Consider the following 19,995-nt stretch of genomic DNA (forward strand, 5'->3'; position numbering starts at 1 on the left):
GGCTGATCGGTCATGGGCAAGTACGCGATCGTCGGACTGTCGTGCCTCTTCCCGGGGGCGGCCACGCCGGACACCTACTGGAACAACCTGATGGACGCGGTCGATTCGCGTACCGAGGGCGGCGAGCGGATCTTCGGGCACGAACCGCTCACCGAGGACGAGAGCGGGGACCGGCACCGCATCTACTGCACGCGCGGTGGGTTCGTCGAGGCCGGGGAGGTCATCGACCCGTCCGCGTACGCACTGCCCGCCGACTACCTGGCAGGCCTGGACCGCTCGTTCCACTGGGCGCTCCGGGTGGCCGACAACGCCCTGGCCGACGCGGGTGTATCCCCCGCTGCCGCGGACGGCCGGGGAGGCGACCGGAGGACCGGCGTGGTGTTCGGGAACTACCCGTTCCCCACGCCGTCCTCCGGCCGCACAGCGGGGAAGCTGTGGGACGCCGCGGTCTTCGAGGGCCTCGCGGCGGCCGGCTTCCCCGCGGCCGGGTTGCCGTCCTGTGCGGAGGACGGCAACCCGGCCAGGGCCGGGGGAGAGGGGGACGCCTCGGCCTTCGGTCCGGTCGGCTCCAACGGTCCGGCCGGCGCCGACAGTTCAGGCGATCCCCGCAACCCGGCCGACGCGCACAACCTCTGGCCCGGCGGCCTGCCCGCCCACGTCGTGGCCGCCGCCCTCGGCCTCGACGGCCCCCGCCACACCCTGGACGCGGCCTGCTCGTCGGCGCTCTACGCGATCCAGCTCGCCTGCGCCCAACTGGCCACCGGAGGCGCCGACCTGATGCTGGCGGGCGGGGTCTGCGCACCCGACCCGACCGTCATCCACCTCTCCTTCTCCGACCTGCACGCCTATCCGCCGGACGGCTTCAGCCAGCCCTTCGACGCCCGTTCCAAGGGCATCATCACCGGGCAGGGCGCGGCCATGGTCGCCCTGAAGCGGCTCGCCGACGCCCGGCGCGACGGGGACCGGGTGTACGCAGTGATCGACGCGGTCTCGCTCGGCAACGACGGCCCCGGCAAGCACCTGCTCGCCCCGAACGTCACCGGCCAGCTCGCCGCCTACGAACTCGCCTACCGCGACGCGGGCATCGAGCCGCGGGACGTCCAGTACGTCGAGTGCCACGCCACCGGCACCCCGCTCGGCGACCGCACCGAACTCGACGGCGTGGAACGGTACTTCGGGCGCGGCCCGCTGCTCGGCTCGGTCAAGGGCAACATCGGGCACCTGCTGACCGCGGCCGGCATGAGCAGCCTGGTCAAGGTGGTCCTCGCGCTGGGCCGGGGCGTCATCCCGCCGACCACCGGCGTGGCCGTACCGCTGCCCGGCACGGTGGCGGACCGGGTGGTACGCGAACCCACGCCCTGGCCGGCCACCGACGGCGTACGCCGGGCCGCCGTCTCGGCGTTCGGCTTCGGCGGCACCAACGCGCACGTCGTCCTGTCCGGACCTGAGCAGGCCGCGCAGCCCGCCGACGACTACACCGAGCGGCCGCAGCCGCCGACCCTGGCGATCATCGGCATGGGCGCCCACTTCGGTTCCTTCAGCACGCTCGACGCGTTCGAGCGGGCCGGGTACGAAGGCCTCAGTGGAGTAAGGGAGTTGCCGCCGAACCGGTGGCGCGGCTTCGAGTCGGCGCCGGGCGGGCCGCTGGAGCGGGCCGGGCTGGCCCACGACCGGGTGCCGAAGGCGGCGTACCTCGACGGGTTCGAGGCCGACGCCACCTCCTACCGCATCCCGCCCAAGGACCTCGATCACTTCAACCAGCAGCACCTGCTGATGATGCGGGTCGCCGAGGAGGCCCTGAAGGACGCCGGATACGAGCGTCCCGGGCCCGGCGTCAAGGGGCGGCGGGTCGCCGTCGTCCTCGGCATGGAGATGGAGCCCAGCGCGGAGGGGCACGGCGCCCGGTACGCGCTGGGCCGCAAGCTCGCCGCCTGGTGCGCGGCGGCCGGACTCGACCCCACGGACGAGCAGTTGGCCGCCCTCACCAAGGCCGCCCGGGACGGCATCCACGACTCCATCGAGGCCAACGAGGTCCTCAGCTACATCGGCAACATCATGGCCGCCCGGATCTCCTCCCTGTGGAACCTCACCGGGCCGTCCTTCACCGTCTCCTCCGACAGCGCGGTCGGCGTCGACGCCCTCGACACCGCCCGGCTGCTGCTGCTCGACCCGAGCGTCGAGGCCGTGCTGGTCGGCGCCGTCGACCTCGCGGCGGGGCCCGAGTCGCAGCTCGCCCGCTCGGTCCTGGAGCCCGGCACCGTACTGGGCGACGGCGCCGGCGCGGTGGTCGTCACCCGGCCCGGCTCCATCCCGCCCGAACGGACCGTGTACGCCACCGTCGACGCCCTCGCCGTCCACCACGCGCCGACACTCGACCCGCGGCCCGCACCGGAACTCGTCGCCGCCGCGGCCGAAGACGCCCTGGCGGCAGCCGGGTTGACGCCGGCCGACGTCGAACTGGTGGAGGCCGGGGCGGTACGGGAAGAGGTGGTCGAAGGACTCGCCCGCGTCTGGACGGGCGTACGGGTCGGCGGACTGCTGCGGACCTCGCTCGGCGGTGTCAACTCCCAGGTGGGGGACACCGGTTGCGCCTCCGCGCTGGCCTCCGTCATCCGGGCCGCGCTGTGCCTGCACTACGCCTACCAGCCGATCGCCCCCGGCGGGGTGGACGGCGCGCGGCTCGCCGGGTCCTCGTTCTTCCTCGCCACCGACTCGCGGCCCTGGCTGCGCGAACGCCGCGAGGGCCGGCGTACCGCCTCCGTCAGCGTCACCGGGACCGCGGGCAGCCACGCCCACGTGGTGCTCGGCGGCGCGCAGACGCGGGGCGAGGTCGCCGCGACCGACTGGGTGCGCTCCGGCGGCAGCCTCGTGGTGCCCGTCGGTGCCGACGACATCGACACGCTGGTACGACGGCTCGGCGAGGTCCGCGCGGCCGTCGAGGCCGGCGGCGACTGGGCGGCCCTCGCGGAGGACCGGCCGGCCGCGCTCAAGGCCGTACTGGTCGCCGACGATCCGGCAGGCCTGGTACGGCAGTTGGAGCAGGCGGCCAAAGATCTGCCGGGCGTGTACCGGGCCGGGGGCGAGTGGACCTCCCCGTCCGGGAGCAGCTTCGCGGCGCGACCGGCGGGCGGGCCCGGCACGAAGACGGCGCTGGTGTACCCCGGGGCCTTCAACTCGTATCTCGGCCTGGGCCGTGCCCTCTTCCGGGCCTTCCCCGGACTGCTGCCGCGCTTTGAGGCGCAGGCCGAACTGCCCGCCGAGATGCTCCGCTCGGCCGCGCTGTACCCGCGTGCCCTCGGGCCGCTCGACCGGCGTGAACTGATGCGCCGCGAGGCCGAGTTGATCGAGGACATCCCCTTGATGCTGGCCGTGGGCACGAGTTACGCGCTGCTGTCGACGGACCTGGTGCGCGAGGTGCTCGGGGTGCCGGTGCACGGGGCGTTCGGCTACAGCCTCGGTGAGAGCAGCATGCTGTTCGCGACCGGCGGCTGGGTCAAGGAGGCCCGCGGGACGGCGAAGATCGACGCGTCACCGTTGTTCGTGGACCGGCTGCGGGGGCCGAAGAAGACGGTCCGCGCGCTGTGGCATCTCGGCGACGACGTGCCCGACGCGGCGGTGTGGGCGACGCATGTGCTGCTCGCCCCGGCGGACACCGTCCGCGAGGCCGCCGCCCGCTACGACCGGGTCTTCATCACCCACGTCAACACCCCCGACGAGGTCGTGGTCGCGGGTGACCCCGCCCAATGCCGCGACCTGATCGACGCGTTGGGCTGCCGCAGCGCGCGCTCACCCGCCAACCACGTCATGCACTGCCCCGTCGTGGACGGCGACCTCTCCGAACTCGCCGACCTCAACCGCTATCCCACCGGCGACGTCGGCGACCTCGTCCTCTACAGCAGCCGGCACTACGCCCCCGTCGGCGACCTCGACCAGGACACCGTCGCCCACAACATCGCCGTCACCCTCCGCGAGACCGTCGACTTCCCCCGCCTCATCCACCGCGCCTACGACGACGGCTTCCGCGCTTTCATCGAGGTCGGCCCCTCCAGCACCTGCACCCGCTGGATCCACGAGACCCTCGCCGACGCCCCCCACATCTCGGTCCCCGTCGACCGCCGGGGCGCCCGCGGCGCGACGGACATCGCCCGCCTGGTCGCGCGCCTCGCCGCGCACGGCGTCCCGGTGGACCTGACTCCGTTCCGTCCGCGCACGACCGCCGCTCGACGCCCCTTGGGTCTGCGCACGTTCCCGGTGGGCGGCGAGCCGGTGGCGCCGCTGGTTGCGCGGGAGGCGGGGGAGATCGTCGGGGCGATTCGGAGGGTTCCGGTGGGGGAGCGGGTGGCGGTCCGGGTGCCGACGCCGGTCCTGACCACGCCGGCTTCCGAGCCGGTCCCGGTGCCCGTGCTGGCGCAGGTGCCGGTGACCGCGGCGGTGCTGTCCGAGCCGCGTCCCGTGGTCGACGTCCCGCTCATCGAGCCCGCGTCCGAACCTGCGGTGCCGTTCGGGGAGTTGGCACCCGAACCGACCCCGCCCCCCGCCCCGGACTTGTCTGCCCCGGAGTTCCCCGACCCGGAACTCCACCCCACGGAATGGGACTCCGCGATGCCGATCCGCCCCGACGGTCCGCCCGTACCCGCGCTGACGCTGGAGCGGGAACCGATCACGATGGTGCCCGCCGACGCGGTCCCGGCACGGCCCCTGGACGCCGTACCGCCACCGGCTCCACGCCCCGACGTACCCCAGCGCCCGGCGATCTTCGGCGCGCCCCTGCCCGTGCCGCCGGCGGTGCAGCCGAAGCCGAGGCCGGAGCCGGAACCGTCGGCGCGGGCCGGCAGCGACCAGGCCTCCACCCTCGCCCTGGTGCGCAGCCTGCGTGCCGAGATCCTGGAGGCGCATCAGGAAGTCCTCGAAGCCCAGCGGGAGTTGCGCGAGGAACTGGTCGCCGTGCTGTCGGCGGCGACAGCCGCACCGGTCGACACAGCCGCAGCCACAGTCGCGGCAGTCGTTGAACCGGTTGCCGCACCCGCGCCCGCACCCACCGCCGAAGCGGTCCTCGCTCCCGTGGTACCTCCGGTCCCCGAGTCCCCGGCAACCCGCTCGAACCGGCCCAAGCCCGAAGGTGTCGTCTGGGACGAGGAGGACCTCCTCGAATTCGCGACCGGCAAGGTCGGCAACGTCTTCGGCCCCCGTTTCGCCCGTATCGACGGCTATCAGCGCCGCGTACGACTCCCCGCCCCGCCCTACCTCTTCGCCACCCGCGTCACGCAACTGGACGCGGAGCCGGGGGAGTTCAAGCCGTCCTTCATCCGGACCGAGTACGACGTCCCGGAGGACGCCTGGTACGCGGTGGACGGGCAGGTGCCGCCCGCCGTCACGATCGAGGCCGGGCAGTGCGACCTGCTGCTGATCAGCTATCTCGGCGCCGACTTCACCAACCGCGGCAACCGCGTCTACCGCCTCCTCGACAGCAGCCTCAGCTTCGTCGGTGACCTGCCCCGCACCGGGCAGACCCTGCGCTACGACATCTGGATCGACCAGTTCGTGCGGCAGGGCGACACGCTGCTCTTCTTCTTCCACTACGACTGCTACGCCGACGGTGAGCTGATCCTCAAGCTCAACAACGCCTGCGCGGGCTTCTTCACGGACGAGGAGCTGGAGAGTTCGCCGGGGCTGGTGCAGGGGCGGGTGGCTCCCGGGCTCAAGGTCCGTTCGGATCCCGGGCGTTCGGCGTTCAAGCCGCTCGCCACCACCCATCGCACCGCCCTCACCGCCGCCGACCTCGACGCCCTCTCCGAGGGCCGCATCGCCGACGTCTTCGGACCCGGCCACCGCCAGCCACCCGGCTGCAACACCTCCCTGCGACTGCCCAACCGCCCGCTGCTGATGGCGGACGAGGTCACCGTCCTCGATCGGAAGGGCGGCCCGCACGGGTTGGGGAGGATCGAGGCCGTCAAGGAACTCCAGCCGGATGCCTGGTACTTCACCAGTCACTTCCCGGACGACCCCGTACTCGCGGGCTCCCTCGTCGCCGAAGGCGCCGTCCAGCTCCTGGAGTTGTACGCCCTCTCGCTCGGCCTGCACCTCACGCTCCCCGACGCCCGCTTCCAGCCCGTGCCGGACCTGCGTACCGAGGTGAAGGTGCGCGGCCAGATCACCCCGCGCAACAGCCGGATCGAATACCGCATCGACATCACCGAGTTGACCCTGCTGCCCCGCCCCTCGCTCGTCGCCGACGTGGTCGTCCTGCGCGACGGCACCCCGTCCATCGGCGTCACCGGCCTCGGCATCCGGCTGCGCGAGAAGCCCGGCACGCCGTACCGCCCGGAGACCGCCGGCACGGTCCCGCACTTCCTCGGCCGGCTCTCCCCGGCCACCGGAGAACCCGCCCTGCTCAACGAGTTCCACATGGCGCACGCGGCCAAGGGCGACCTGGCGATCGCGATGGGCCCGGAGTTCGAGGTCTACGCCGACAGCCGGGCCCCGTACATCCCCAACGGCGACTTCCTGTTCGTCGACCGGGTGATGAAGCTGGAGGGCACCCGCGGCACGCTCAAGCGCGGGGCGGTGATGGTGACGGAGTACGACGCGCCCAAGGACGCCTGGTACTACACCGACAACGGCCACCCGTACATGCCGAACTGCATCTACATGGAGTCCAGCCTCCAGGCGGCCATCCTCCTCGGCTACTACCTCGGCGCCACCCTGGCCCTGCCGGAGGAGCAGTTCAGCATCCGCAACCTGGACGGCCACGCCACCCTCGTCAAGGACGTCGACCTGCGCGGAAAGACGATCCAGCACCGCTCGACCCTGCTGTCCAGCGACCGGATGCCGGGCTCGATCCTGCAGAACTTCTCCTACGAACTCTCCTGCGAAGGCGAGGTGTTCTACACCGGCGAGTCCCTCTTCGGCTACTTCAACGAGAAGGCGCTCGCCCACCAGGTCGGCCTCGACAAGGGACAGCACGTGCTGCCCTGGCTGGACACCCAGCCCGCGAGGCCGCCGGGAACCCGCCGGGTCGACCTGCGCGCCTACCGGTCCGCCGAGCCCGCCCGGCACGGACCGCGCCTGGCCGGCGGACACCTGGACCTCGTCGAGTGGCTGGACATCCTGCCCGGCGGCGGCGAGCACGGCCAGGGGTATCTGCGCGGGCACCGCTCCATCCGGCCCGACGAGTGGTACTTCTCCTGCCACTTCCACCGCGACCCGGTCATGCCCGGCTCGCTCGGCGTCGAGGCGCTGCTGCAGGGGCTTCAGGTGTATGCCGTCGAGAGCGGCCTGACCGACGGACTGCGCAACCCGCGCTTCGCGCTCAGCACCGGCACCGAGACGAAGTGGAGCTACCGCGGCCAGATCCTGCGCACCGACCCCGACATGGAGTTCGACGTCCACGTCAAGGAGATCCGCCGCGAACCCGGCCGGATCATCCTCCTCGGCACCGCCCACGTCTGGAAGTCGACCCTGCGGATCTACCGCCTCGACGACGTCGGCATCGAGATCCACCACGACTAGCGGCCACACCTAGGAGACACATCCATGAGCACCGAAAAGCCGCGGCCGCGGTGGAGCGGACCGGGGGAACCGGCGGTCGGCGAGACCGGGATCCAGGACGCGCTCGCGCGTCTCGACGAAGCCGTCTACATCCTGCGCGGACGCTACGGCCTCGGCGCGGCCGTCGGCGGGAGCGTGCGAGCGGGCGGGGAGCACGAGGTCGTCGCCGCCGTACCGCCGATGGGGCCCGAACGCCTGGGCAGCGGCGCCTTCCTGGCGGCGTACGGCGTGCGCGAGGCGTACATGAGCGGCGCGATGGCGAACGGCATCGCCTCCGCCGACCTGGTGATCGCCATGGCGCGGGCCGGCTACCTCGCCTCGTACGGGGCGGCCGGGCTGCTGCCCGAGACGGTGGAGAAGGCGCTGGGCCGGTTCGCCGCCGAGATCCCCGGACTGCCGTACGCCTGCAACCTGATCCACAGCCCGAGCGAGGAACGCCTGGAGCGCACCGCCATCGACCTCTACCTGCACCACAAGGTGCCGTGCGTCGAGGCGTCCGCCTTCCTCGGGCTCACCCCGCACATCGTGCGCTACCGGCTCGCCGGGCTGCGCGCGGGCGGGCCGCACGGGGTCGTGGCGGAGAACAAGGTGATCGCCAAGATCTCGCGCACGGAGATCGCGGAGCAGTTCATCCGGCCCGCGCCCGAGGCGATGGTGCGGGCGCTGCTGGAGGAGGGCGCGATCACCGCGGAGCAGGCGCGGCTGGCCGAACACATGCCGCTCGCCGACGACATCACTGTCGAGGCGGACTCCGGCGGCCACACCGACCGGCGCCCGCTGCCCGCGCAGCTGCCCGTGATCATGCGTCAACGGGACGCCCTGATGAAGGAGTTGGGGTACCCGACGCGCATCCGGGTCGGCGCGGCCGGCGGCATCGGCACCCCCGAGGCGGCCTGGGCGGCCTTCGCGATGGGCGCCGACTACGTGGTGACCGGGTCGGTCAACCAGTCCTGCGTCGAGGCCGGTACCTCCACCCAGGTCAAGGAGATGCTCGCGCAGGCCGACCTCGCCGACTTCGAGATGGCGCCCGCGGCCGACATGTTCGAGATGGGCGTAGAGCTCCAAGTCCTCAAGCGCGGCACGCTCTTCCCGATGCGGGCCCGACTCCTCTACGAGCTCTACCGCAACCACGACGGCATCGACGACCTCCCGGCGGCGGCCCGCAGGCGGATCGAGACGCAGATCTTCCGGCGCCCCCTGGAGGACGTCTGGGCGGAGACCGTCAGCTACTTCGAGCGCCGCGACCCCGACCAGCTCGCCCGCGCCGCCGCCAGTCCCAAGCGGCGGGCCGCGCTGGTCTTCCGCTGGTACCTGGGCATGGCCTCGCGCTGGGCGAAGACGGGCGAGGCGGACCGCGCCGTGGACTACCAGATCTGGTGCGGCCCGTCGATGGGCAGCTTCAACTCCTGGGTGCGCGGCACCTACTTGGCCGCCCCGCGCAACCGTCATGTCGCCGACGTCGCCCGCCACATCATGGCCGGCGCCGCCTTCCACCAACGTCTGTCGATGCTGCGCGCGGCCGGCCTCGCCCTCTCCCCGGCGATCGCCGACTACCCGGTACCACAGCCCGACCAGGCCCTGGAGGTACGGCCATGAGCGGATCTGGAGGTACGGCTGTGAGCAGTTCCGGAGATACGGCCGTGAGCGCCGAGTTCGCCGCCGTCGCGCGGCTCGACGATCTGCTCGGCGATCCCTGGCGGGCCGAGAACGTCTACGGGTTCGCCGCCGGCGCGGCCCGGGACGCCCGTGGGGACTTCCCGCACGCCTTCGCCGCCCGACTCGACTCCGTCGACTTCCCGCTCGCCTATCTGCCGCCGTCGCTGGGCGGCACGCTGCGCGGACTCGACGAGACGTTGCTCCTGGTCCGGGTGGCGGCCCGGCGCGACGCCGCGCTGATGCCGGCCACATTGCTGTCCTGCTCCGCCGTGCTGACGGTGCTCGCGGCCGGCTCGGACGAGCAGGCGAAGACCGTCGCCGACTGGGTCCAGGAGGGGCGGACGATCGCGTTCGCGCTCTCCGAGGAACAGGCCGGCAGCGATGTCCTCGCCGGTGAGGCCAAGCTCGACCCGACGGGCGACGGCTACCGGCTCTGGGGCCGCAAATGGCTCGTCGGGCGGGGCGCCACCGCCGACGCGGTGGTCGTGGTGGCCCGTACGGCGGAACGCGGACCGGCCGCGTTCACGGCCGTGCTGCTCGGGCCGCGCGAGTTGGCCCACCGGGTACGGCGGCAGCCCGCGCAGACCGTCACCGGGATGCGCGGGATCGACTTCGCCGACCTGGTCTTCGAAGGGACCCCGGTGCCGCGGGCGGCGGTGATCGGGGCCGTGGGCGGTGGCCTCGCGGGAGCGATGCGGGCCCAACAGGTGGTGCGTCTGCTCAGCACCGGGGCCTGCCTGGCCACCGCCGACACGGCCCTGCGTACCGCTCTGCGGTTCACCCGTGACAGGCGGGTCGGCGGCGTCCGCGTCGCCGACACGGGATACGGCTCGCGCGAACTGGCCGTGGCCGCCGCGGAGTTGTTCGCGGCCGATCTCCTCTCCCTGACGGCGGCCCGCTATGTCCACCTCTCACCGGCCACATTCGGCCTGTGCTCCTCGGTCGTCAAACGCGTCGCCACCCGCCTGACCTCCTCCTCCATCACCCGCTCCCGCACCCTCCTCGGCGCGCGGGCCGTCCTGGCCCACGGCCCCGGCGCCGTCGTCGACAAGGCCCGACGGGACAACGAGATCGTCGAGACCATCGACACGAGTCCCTTCGGGGTTCTGCGGGCGATAGCCGTCCAACTCCCGGGTTACGCACCGTCGTTACCCGTCGATCCGGGCACCGTTCAGACCTCTGCGGCACCCGTTGACGTCGCTTCCCTCTTCGCCTTCGGCGAGCAACTCCCCGACCTCGACCCCGCCGCCCTCGACCTCTCCGCCCGGCCCAAGGACCTCGTGCTGCTCGGGTTCGTCGAGCAGGCAGAGGGCGCGGCCCGGCAGGTTGCGGCCGGTGGGGACGAGCGTGGCGCGGAGCTCGTGCGTGAGCTGCGAGCCGCGCTGGCCGACACCTTCGCCACCGCCGCCGAGGCCCAGCGGGACCGGGCCCGAGGGCTCGGAGCGTCGGCCGAGCTGCTTGATCTCGCCGAGCGGTGTTGCCTGTTGTACGCCGGTGCGGCGGCCGTCCTCGCGTGGCGGGCGTATCCCGACCGGGGGTTGTACGGGGAGGAGCCCGGCGGCAGCGGATGGCTCACCGCCGTACTGGCCGTGCTGCTCGCCCTCGCCGACGGACGCGACCCGCGGCAGGCCGCGCCCGAACTGCCGCCCGCCGTGCGCGCGCTCACCCGGCTCGACGCGGCCGGGCTCCTGTTCACCGCGCTCCCGGTCCAACTGTCCGACGGACGACCGGAGTCCGAGGAGGGGGACGCGACGTCATGACCGATCTCATCGCGCTCATGGGGGACTTGGAGGCGTACCTCGGCGACCCCTGGGATCCCACCGGCCCCATGCCGTACCCACGCATCCTCGATCTCGACGAACGCCAGGAGTACCCGCACGAGTTCGTGGACGTGCTGGCGGGCTGGGGGCTGTACGACTGGATCGTGCCGGCCGCCAACGGAGGCAAGGCCGTGCACGTCGAGGACGGGTTCAATCTCTACCGTCTCGTCGGGCGCCGCGACCCCACCTCCGCGACCGCCATGGTGTTGACCAGCCTCAGCTACATGCCGGTGTGGATCGCCGGCAGTCCCGACCAGCGTCAGCACTTCGCCGACGCCATCCGGGCCGGACGGAAGCTGGCCTGGGGGCTGTCCGAGCGCGGGCACGGCAGCGACATCCTCGCCAACGAGACGACCGCGCGCCGGACCGAGGGCGGCTGGCTGCTGAACGGTGAGAAGTGGACCATCGGCAACGCCACCGTCGCCGCCGCCGTCATGGTCTTCGCCCGGACCTCGGAGAAGGCCGGGCCCGGGGGTTACTCCATCTTCGCCGTGGAGAAGGACGGGATTCCGGAAGAGCAGTTGGCGCACCTGCGCGACGAGCCCCTGCACGGACTGCGCGGGCTCGACATGAGCGGCGTACGCCTCACCGACTGCTTCGTGCCGGACTCCGCGCTCGTCGGACGGGTCGGGCAGGGGCTCGAAGTCGCGCTGAAGAGCAGCCAGTTGGCGCGGATCGCCATCTCCAGCATCGCCATGAGCTGTGTCGACACCGCGCTGCGCTCCACCCTCGACTTCGCCTCCGGACGCGTCATCTTCGGCGGGACCGTGCTCGAAGTGCCGTACTCCCAAAGGCAGTTGGCGGAGAGTTTCGCCGAGCTGCTGATCGCCGACGCGCTGACGACCGGTGCCGTGCGGTCGCTCCAGCTCGCGCCCGCCCAGGCCAGCATCTGGTCCTCGGTCGTGAAGTACTTCGTGCCGACGCTGCTTGAGGAGACCCTGGCCCGGCTGACCACCGTTCTCGGCGCCCGTTACTACCTGCGCGCCCATCCCCGCCACGGCATCTTCCAGAAGGTGCTGCGGGACTTCGCCATCTCCAACTTCGCCGACGGCAACACCGTGGTGAACCTCAAGAACATCGCGCTCCAACTGCCCGCCCTGCTCGCCAACGCGGTCGCGCAGGAGCCGGGTCCGGTGACGGAAGCGGTCGCTGCCACCGGGCGGCTCTTCGACCCCGCGCATCCGATGAATCCGTACGAGCCCGCCGCGCAGCAGCTGTTCAGCCGTGGTGGTGACGACTCGGTGCTCGCCCTGCGCTCGGCCGTCGCCGAACTGCGCCGGGCCGCCGATTCCGCCGAGGGGCGCGAGGCCGGCTGGCTGGCCGGCTGTGCCGAGACCGCGGGGCTGCTCGCCGACGAGGTGCACCGGCTCGCCGACGAACACGCCAAGCTCGTGGCCGAACAGGGGCGCCGGGCCGGGCAGTCGGCGGAGCTGTACGACCTCGCCAAGCAGTACGCGGCGGTGTCGGCGGCGGCCGCCTGCGTCCATCTCTACCTGCGGGGACGCGACAGCTTCGCGCCCGCGCTGCGCTCGCCCGCCGTGCTGCTGCTCTGTCTTGAGCGGCTGCTGCGGCGCTTCCACCCCACGCGGTGGACGACCGGACCCGCGGACATCGAGGCCGTCGCCGAGGTCATGGCGGACGCCCACCGCGCGGGCCGGCTGTTCTCCTTCCGTCCGTTCCAGGTGAGTTGGTGACCCGCAGATGCCCGTGACCGCCGAGGCCCCCGACACCGCGCGCGAGCCGGCCGACGACCCGTTGGCCGGCGGAGCGGACGTCTGGCTGCTCGCCGAGGAGGACGTGGAGGAGTTCGCCGCCGCGACCGGCGGCCTCGAACTGCTCACCGAGGAGGAACGCGCCCGGCACGACCGGCTGCTCTTCCCCGCCGCCCGCACCCGCTTCCTGGGCGCCCGGCTGCTCTCCCGCGAGGTGCTGTCGCAGTACGCCGACGTGGCGCCGGAGGAATGGCGCTTCGACAAGGGCAGGTTCGGCCGGCCCAGCGTCCACGGCGCCGACTGGGGGCTCGACTTCAACCTCACCCACACCAACGGGCTGATCGCCGCGATCGTCGTCCGCGGCCGTACCGCGGGCGTCGACGCCGAGAACACCCCGGCCCGCCCCGAGGCCGTCCGGTTCGCGCCGAAGGTCTTCACGCCGCTGGAGCAGGAGGTGCTGCGCCGCGACCGCGAGGACCAGCGGGGGCACGCCTTCGCGGACTCCTGGGTGGCGAAGGAGGCGTACACCAAGGCCACCGGCATGGGCATGGCGCGCGGCTTCGACGCCTTCTCCGTGCACCGGCTGCGGGGCGGCGGGCTGGCCGTCGTGGACGAGGAGATCCCCGAGCCCGAGCGGCCGTTGTGGCAGATCCAGGTGCTCCAGGTGTGGGACCGGTTCGCGCTCGGCATCGCCATCCGGGCCAGCGAGGACGACGCCGGGCCGATCCCCGTACGGCTGCGGTCGGCCATGGCCGAGCTGCTGCCGGGCGTCTCCCGGAGCGGCGTGCGATGAACCGCCGCGCTGTCCACTCCTGGCATGACCGCTACCTGACGCCGTCATCCGTATCCGGCCACCGTGTCCGGTGTGTTGCATGGAAGCCGGATCCCGCCACAGCGCGGGCGGTCGCAGACGGAGGACGAGCGATGCCGGCGAAGGGGAACGCGGAGCTGCTCGCGGGCTGTGCCCGCGGGGAGGCGGAGGCGTGGGACGAGACGGTCGACCGGTTCGGCCGGCTGGTCTGGTCGGTGGCGCGAAGCCACCGGGTCAGCCGGGTCGACGCCGAGGACGTGCGGCAGGTCACCTGGTTCCGGCTGATGCAGAACGCCGACCGCATCCGTGACCCGGACCGGCTGGGGGACTGGCTGGCCACCGTGGCCCGCCGCGAGGCCATCAAGGCGGCCACCCGCGACCGGCGCCTGGTGATGGTCGGGGACAGCGCGACGCTTGAGCACTTCCTGGACCACCACGAGAGCCCCGAGCAGATCACCCTGCGCGCCGACCGCGGCCAGGAGGTGCTGCGCGCCATCGACAGCCTCTCCGACCAGTGCCGTGAGCTGTTGTTACGGGCCCTGCAGGATCCGCCGGCCTCCTACCAGGAGATCGCCGCCGCCCTGTCCATGCCGCTCGGCTCGGTCGGCCCCATCCGCACCCGCTGCCTGCGCAGACTGCGCCGCGCGCTGGACCGGGACGGTACCCCGGCGGCCGTGGAGGCCGATTGCACCGGCTGCCCGGCCCGCACGGCGGGCGCGTCCCACCCCCCAGCCTCCGTACGCACCTCCGACGGAACCGAGGTACCCAGGTGACCACCCTCGCCGAAACCGAGACCCAGTTGGTCAGCCGGGAGATCGTCACCGGTGAGCCGCTCGGGACCGTCGAGCTGTGCACGCCCGAGCACGTGTCGTCGGCCGGCCGGCGGGCCGGGGCCGCCGCGCCCGCGTGGGCCGCCACGCCCGCCGAGGAGCGGGCCGCGATCGTCGAGCGGGCCGCCGAGCTGCTGGTCGAACGGGCGCCGCAGGCACAGGAGTTGCTGGTCCGGGAGGGCGGCGCGATTCCCGGCAAGGCGTTCTTCGAGGTCTACCAGTCAGCCCAGGAGCTGCGCCACGGCGCCGCCCTCGCCCGTCACCCCGGCTTCCCGCACCCGCCCGCCGACGACCCGTCGCGCGCCTCCGAGGTGACCCGCGTCCCGCTGGGCGTGGTCGGGGTGATCGTGCCCTGGAACTTCCCGCTGCTGCTCGCCGCCCGCTCGGTCGGCCCGGCGCTCGCCCTCGGCAACGCCGTCCTGCTCAAGCCCGACCCGCACACCCCGCTCAGCGGCGGTCGGCTCCTCGCCGAGGTGTTCGCCGACGCGGGCCTGCCGCCGGACGTCCTGGAGGTCGTGCACGGCGACGCGGAGACCGGCGCGGCGCTCGTCCAGGCGCCCGACGTGGTGATGGTGTCCTTCACCGGCTCGACCGAGGTGGGCCGCGAGGTCGGCGCCGCCTGCGGCCGGCTGCTCAAGCGGGTCGTGCTCGAACTCGGCGGCCAGAACGCCTTCGTGGTCCTCGACGACGTGGACGTGGAGGAGGCCGCGGCGGCCGGCGCCTGGGGTTCCTTCCTGCACCAGGGCCAGATCTGCATGTCCGCCCGGCGCCACCTCGTCCACCACTCGATCGCCGACGCCTATACGGAGGCGCTCGCCCGGCACGCCGACGCCCTGCGCATCGGCGACCCGCACCGCTCCGACGCCCAGATCGGCCCGATGATCGACCGGCGTCAACTCACCACCGTCGCCAACGCCGTCGAGCAGGCCGTCGCCCAGGGCGCCCGGCTCGTCACCGGCGGACGGCCGCTGCCCCCGTACTACCCGCCGACCGTACTGGCCGACGTCACCGAGCAGTTGGACGTCTTCCACACCGAGGTCTTCGGACCGGTCGCCACCGTCACCCCCTTCGCCGACGACAACGACGCCGTCCGCCTCGCCAACACCTCCGACTACGGACTGACCGCCGCCGTCTACACCGGCGACACCACGCGCGGCGAGGCGATCGCCGACCGGCTGCACACCGGTGTCGTGCACGTCGGCGACCAGCCCGTCGTCCAGGACGCCGCCCTGCCCTTCGCCGGCGTCGGCGCCTCCGGCAACGGTTCCGGCTTCGGCGGCCGGGCCGCCCTGGAGGCGTTCACCCGCTGGCGGACCCGCACGACCAGCACGCCGCCCCGCACGTACCCCTTCTGAGGAGTCCCCGTGGCAGTCGAGGTCCAGCGCGTGCCCCAGGTGGCCGATCCGCCCGCGGGCACCGTCGTCTTCCTGATCGGCATGCGCGTCAACAGCCTCTGGAAGGTGCACCGTTGGGTGCCCTCCTTCCTGGCGATGATCCGCATGCTGACCGAGCTGCACCGGCAGCGGGAGTACGGCTTCCTCGCCGCCCGGACCTGGCTCGCCCGCACGGTCGTCGTCGTCCAGTACTGGCGCTCGATGGACGAGCTGATGGCGTACGCGCACGACCTCGACGCCGAACACCGGCCCGCCTGGGCCCGCTTCAACCGGGCCGTCGGCGACAACGGAGCGGTCGGCATCTACCACGAGGCGTACGTCGTGGACCCGGCGCGCACGCACACCGTCTACCGCAACATGCCGCCGTTCGGCCTCGGCGCGGCCACCGCGCACCGGCCGCAGCGGTCCGCTCCGGTGCCGTCCGGCGACGGCAGTTGAGAGGGAGGGAGCCCTCGTGTCGACCCCACAGATGCCACAGATTCCGCAGCCGCCGATGAGCCCGCAGGTGTCACAGAGCCCGCCGAGCCCATCGCCCGTACGGGCCGCGCAGCAGGACGTGCAGTGGCGCAGGTGCGCCTCCTGCGGTTCGTTCGTCTACGGCAAACGCCTGGACCGCAACCTCAAGGTGTGCCCCGAGTGCGGCTTCCACTTCCGCATCCCGCCGGACGTCCGGATCGGCCAACTCGCCGACCCGGGCAGCTTCGAGGCGTTCCCCGACACCTACGCGCCGCGCGACCTGCTCGGCTTCAGCGACAGCAAGCCCTACCCGGACCGGCTGCGGGACGCACAGGCCCGCACCGGCCGGCAGGACGCGATCCTCACCGGCCGGATGACCGTGCGCGGCCGGGCGGTCGTGGTGGCCGTCCTCGACTTCACGTTCATGGGCGGCAGCATGGGCACGGTGGTCGGCGAGGCCGTCGCCGCCGCGGCCCGGCAGGCGCTGGCCCAGCGCCTGCCGCTGCTGCTGATCGCCGCCTCCGGCGGGGCCCGCATGCAGGAGGGCGCGCTGTCGCTGATGCAGATGGCCAAGACCGCCCAGTGGATCGCCGCACTGCGCGAGGCCCGCGTGCCCGTCATCAACCTCAACACCGACCCGACCTTCGGCGGCGTCAGCGCCTCCTTCGCGATGCTCGGCGACGTCATCCTCGCCGAACCCGGCGCCCTCATCGGCTTCGCCGGACCCCAGGTCATCCGCAACACCATCCGCCAGGAACTGCCGGCCGGCTTCCAGAGCGCCGAGTTCCTGCTGGAGCACGGGATGATCGACGCCGTCGTACCGCGCGAGAACCAGCGCGAGCAACTGGCGCGGCTGCTAGCCCTGTTGGGCCCGTCGCTGCCCGAACTCCCGGACGCCACCGGCCCCGAGGCGGTGCGCACCACGCCGGTCGCGAGCACCCGCACCACCCGCCAGACCGTCGCGCTGGCCCGGGACATCGGGCGGCCCACCACCCTGGAGTACTTCGGCCACGTCTTCGACGACTTCGTGGCCCTGCACGGCGACCGGGTCTTCGGCGACGACCACGCGCTGGTCGGCGGCATCGCCCGGTTCGGCGGCCAGAGCCTGGTCGTCCTCGGGCACCAGAAGGGCCACGACACCGCCGAGTTGGTGCGCAGCAACTTCGGCATGCCCAATCCCGAGGGCTACCGCAAAGCGCTGCGGCTGATGCGCTTCGCCGACCGGTTCGGGCTGCCGGTGGTCAACTTCATCGACACGCCGGGCGCCTTCCCGGGCATCGAGGCCGAACAGCGCGGCCAGAGCCTCGCCATCGCCGACTGCATCCTCGAACTGTCCCGGCTGCGCGTCCCCGTGGTCTCCGTGGTCACCGGAGAGGGCGGCAGCGGCGGCGCCCTCGCGCTCGGCGTCGCCGACACGGTGCTGATCCTGGAGAACGCCTACTACTCGGTGATCAGCCCCGAAGGCTGCTCCACGATCCTCTTCGGCACGGCCGAACACGCGGACCGCGCCGCCGACGCGCTGCGGCTGACCGCCTCCGAACTGCTCCGCCTCGGCGTGGTCGACGGCGTCGTGCCCGAACCGCCCGACGGCGCCCACACCGCCCCCCACACCACCGCCCTGACGGTGAAGAACGCCCTGGCGCACGCCCTGGCCCCGCTGCTCGACCTCGACGGCGAGCAACTCGTCGCAGCCCGACGGAGGCGGTACGACCGCTTCGGGGATCCGCAACTGCAGCCCGTAGTGGACTGGGAGACGCACGATGAGCACTGAGCTGAACACCACGGCCGAGGACGGCGCAGACCTGACGGTGGAGCAGCTGCGGGCCCAGACCCGCCTGCTCGCCGGTGAACTCCCTGGCACCCTGCGGCGGATCACGCTGCGGGCCGGTTCCCTGAGCGTGGACGTGGAGTGGGACAACGCCCCCGCGGCGCCGGCCGCCGCGGTCGCGCCCGCCGCGCCGGTCGCGTCGGCGGCCCCGCCCGCGCAGGCCGCCCCCGCCGAGGCGCAGCAGCCGCCCGCCGGCGTCGTCCAGGTCACCGCCCCCCTCGTCGGCACCTACTACCAGGCCCCCTCCCCGGGCGCCGACCCCTTCGTCCAGGTCGGCGACACCGTCGAGGCGGGACAGCAACTCGCCGTCATCGAGGCCATGAAGCTGCTCAACTCCATCACCGCCGAGGTCCGGGGCGTCGTGCACGCCGTCCACGTCCAGGACGGCGAGGTCGTCGAGTACGACCAGCCCCTGATCGACCTCGTCCCGGCCGGCTGAGGCGGACCGCCATGTTCGAGAAGGTGCTCATCGCCAACCGCGGCGAGATCGCGCTGCGGATCATCCGGACCTGCCGCGACCTGGGCGTGCCCACGGTCGCCGTGTACTCCACCCCGGACGCCGAGGCCCGGTTCGTGCGGGCCGCCGACGAGTCCGTGCACATCGGGCCCGGCGCGCCCAGCCGCAGCTACCTCAACATCCCCAACATCATCGGCGCCGCACTCAGGACGGGCGCCGACGCCGTCCACCCCGGCTACGGATTCCTCTCCGAGGACCCGTACTTCGCCGAGATCTGCGCCGACGCCGGCGTCACCTTCATCGGCCCGCCGCCCGACGTCATGGAGAACGTCGGCGACAAGGCCACGGCCCGCCGGCTGATGACGGAGGCCGGACTGCCGCTGCTGCCCGGCACCACCGAACCCGTCGACTCCGCCGACAGCGCCGAACAGATCGCCCGCGAGATCGGCTACCCGGTGATCATCAAGGCGGCGGCGGGCGGCGGCGGACGCGGCATCACCGTCGTCCACCGAGCCGAGGACCTGCGCGACGCCTACGCCCGCACCCGGGCCGGCGCCCAGGCCGTGTTCAAGAACAGCGCCGTCTACATCGAGCGCTACCTCACCCGCACCCGGCACATCGAGATCCAGGTGCTGTGCGACGACTTCGGCGGCGCGATCCACCTGGGCGAGCGCGACTGCTCGGTGCAGCGCCGGCACCAGAAGCTGGTCGAGGAGTCGCCGGGCCCGAACATCTCGCCCGAACTGCGCGAACGGCTCGGCGCCGCCGCCGTCGCCGGGGCCAGGGCCGTCGGCTACCGGGGCGCCGGCACCGTGGAGTTCCTGCTGGAGACCGACCCGGCCGCCGCCGACACCTTCTGGTTCATGGAGATGAACGCCCGCATCCAGGTGGAGCATCCCGTCACCGAACTCGTCACCGGCGTCGACATCGTGAGCGAGCAGTTACGGGTGGCCTCCGGCGCCCCGCTCTCCGTCAAACAGGAGGACGTCGTGGTGCGCGGCCACGCCATCGAGTGCCGCATCAACGCCGAGGACCCCGACCGCGACTTCGCGCCCACCCCCGGCCTGCTGGAGAACTACCGGGTCCCCGGCGGCCCCTGGGTCCGCGTCGACACCGACTACGTGCCCGGCTCCCGCGTCAGCCCCTACTACGACTCGATGATCGGCAAGCTGATCGTCTGGGGCCCCGACCGGGCCACCGCCCTGGACCGCGCCCGACGCGCGCTCGCCGAGTTCGACGTGTCCGGTCCCGGAGTCCACACGACCATTCCGTTGCACCAGGAGATTCTCAGTCATCCCGAATTCACCCGCACGGGTGTGACCACTGATTTTCTGGAGCGGAATTTCGCCCTTTAAAAGGGCGCCGGAAGTGGCCCACATGGAAATTATTGATCGGCCCTTTCTGTATTTCCGCTCGGATAAGCCTGTACATATCCCCGGGTGATTCGAAGAGTGAGGGGTATGTCTGAATACCCGATTAGGAC

The 19,995-nt window shown here is 72.6% G+C and carries 11 protein-coding genes; all 11 read left to right on the forward strand.

What is annotated here, in order from left to right; all coding sequences use genetic code 11:
* Positions 1–12 precede the first annotated feature (12 nt).
* The 11 genes from M2283_RS20775 to accC all read left to right on the forward strand — a co-directional run bounded on the left by M2283_RS20775 (position 13) and on the right by accC (position 19,867).
* A complete protein-coding gene (locus M2283_RS20775) occupies positions 13–7,509 on the forward strand; it encodes a beta-ketoacyl synthase N-terminal-like domain-containing protein (RefSeq protein WP_280877812.1) in 7,497 nt (2,498 codons plus the stop codon).
* 24 nt (positions 7,510–7,533) lie between these two features.
* Positions 7,534–9,144, forward strand: a complete 1,611-nt coding sequence (locus M2283_RS20780; RefSeq protein WP_280877813.1) for a PfaD family polyunsaturated fatty acid/polyketide biosynthesis protein — start codon at positions 7,534–7,536, stop codon at positions 9,142–9,144.
* Between the two features lie 44 nt (positions 9,145–9,188).
* The gene (locus tag M2283_RS20785) at positions 9,189–10,964 is read left to right on the forward strand and encodes an acyl-CoA dehydrogenase family protein (protein ID WP_280877814.1); all 1,776 of its coding nucleotides are present in this window, start codon (positions 9,189–9,191) and stop codon (positions 10,962–10,964) included.
* Positions 10,961–12,718, forward strand: a complete 1,758-nt coding sequence (locus M2283_RS20790; RefSeq protein ID WP_280877815.1) for an acyl-CoA dehydrogenase family protein — start codon at positions 10,961–10,963, stop codon at positions 12,716–12,718. The genes M2283_RS20785 and M2283_RS20790 overlap by 4 nt, the downstream gene beginning before the upstream one ends.
* A 7-nt stretch (positions 12,719–12,725) precedes the next feature.
* Positions 12,726–13,529 carry a 4'-phosphopantetheinyl transferase family protein gene (locus tag M2283_RS20795; RefSeq protein WP_280877816.1) on the forward strand — a complete coding sequence of 268 codons (804 nt, stop codon included), beginning with the start codon at positions 12,726–12,728 and terminating at the stop codon, positions 13,527–13,529.
* A 131-nt stretch (positions 13,530–13,660) separates the two neighbouring features.
* Positions 13,661–14,320: an RNA polymerase sigma factor gene (locus M2283_RS20800; RefSeq protein WP_280877817.1), complete on the forward strand. Its 660-nt coding sequence runs from the start codon at positions 13,661–13,663 to the stop codon at positions 14,318–14,320.
* Entirely contained in the window at positions 14,317–15,732 is a 1,416-nt protein-coding gene (locus tag M2283_RS20805; protein WP_280877818.1) for an aldehyde dehydrogenase family protein, read from the forward strand. The genes M2283_RS20800 and M2283_RS20805 overlap by 4 nt, the downstream gene beginning before the upstream one ends.
* A 9-nt stretch (positions 15,733–15,741) precedes the next feature.
* Positions 15,742–16,209: a DUF4188 domain-containing protein gene (locus M2283_RS20810; RefSeq protein ID WP_280877819.1), complete on the forward strand. Its 468-nt coding sequence runs from the start codon at positions 15,742–15,744 to the stop codon at positions 16,207–16,209.
* Between the two features lie 16 nt (positions 16,210–16,225).
* The gene (locus M2283_RS20815) at positions 16,226–17,998 is read left to right on the forward strand and encodes an acetyl-CoA carboxylase carboxyltransferase subunit alpha (protein WP_280877820.1); all 1,773 of its coding nucleotides are present in this window, start codon (positions 16,226–16,228) and stop codon (positions 17,996–17,998) included.
* Positions 17,988–18,494, forward strand: a complete 507-nt coding sequence (accB, locus tag M2283_RS20820; protein ID WP_280877821.1) for an acetyl-CoA carboxylase biotin carboxyl carrier protein — start codon at positions 17,988–17,990, stop codon at positions 18,492–18,494. The genes M2283_RS20815 and accB overlap by 11 nt, the downstream gene beginning before the upstream one ends.
* Positions 18,495–18,505: 11 nt before the next feature.
* Complete coding sequence (gene accC / locus M2283_RS20825; protein WP_280877822.1) at positions 18,506–19,867, forward strand: acetyl-CoA carboxylase biotin carboxylase subunit; 1,362 nt, start codon at positions 18,506–18,508, stop codon at positions 19,865–19,867.
* Positions 19,868–19,995 lie beyond the last annotated feature (128 nt).

Source organism: Streptomyces pseudovenezuelae (genome assembly GCF_029892565.1).
GTDB classification, from domain to species: domain Bacteria; phylum Actinomycetota; class Actinomycetes; order Streptomycetales; family Streptomycetaceae; genus Streptomyces; species Streptomyces pseudovenezuelae_A.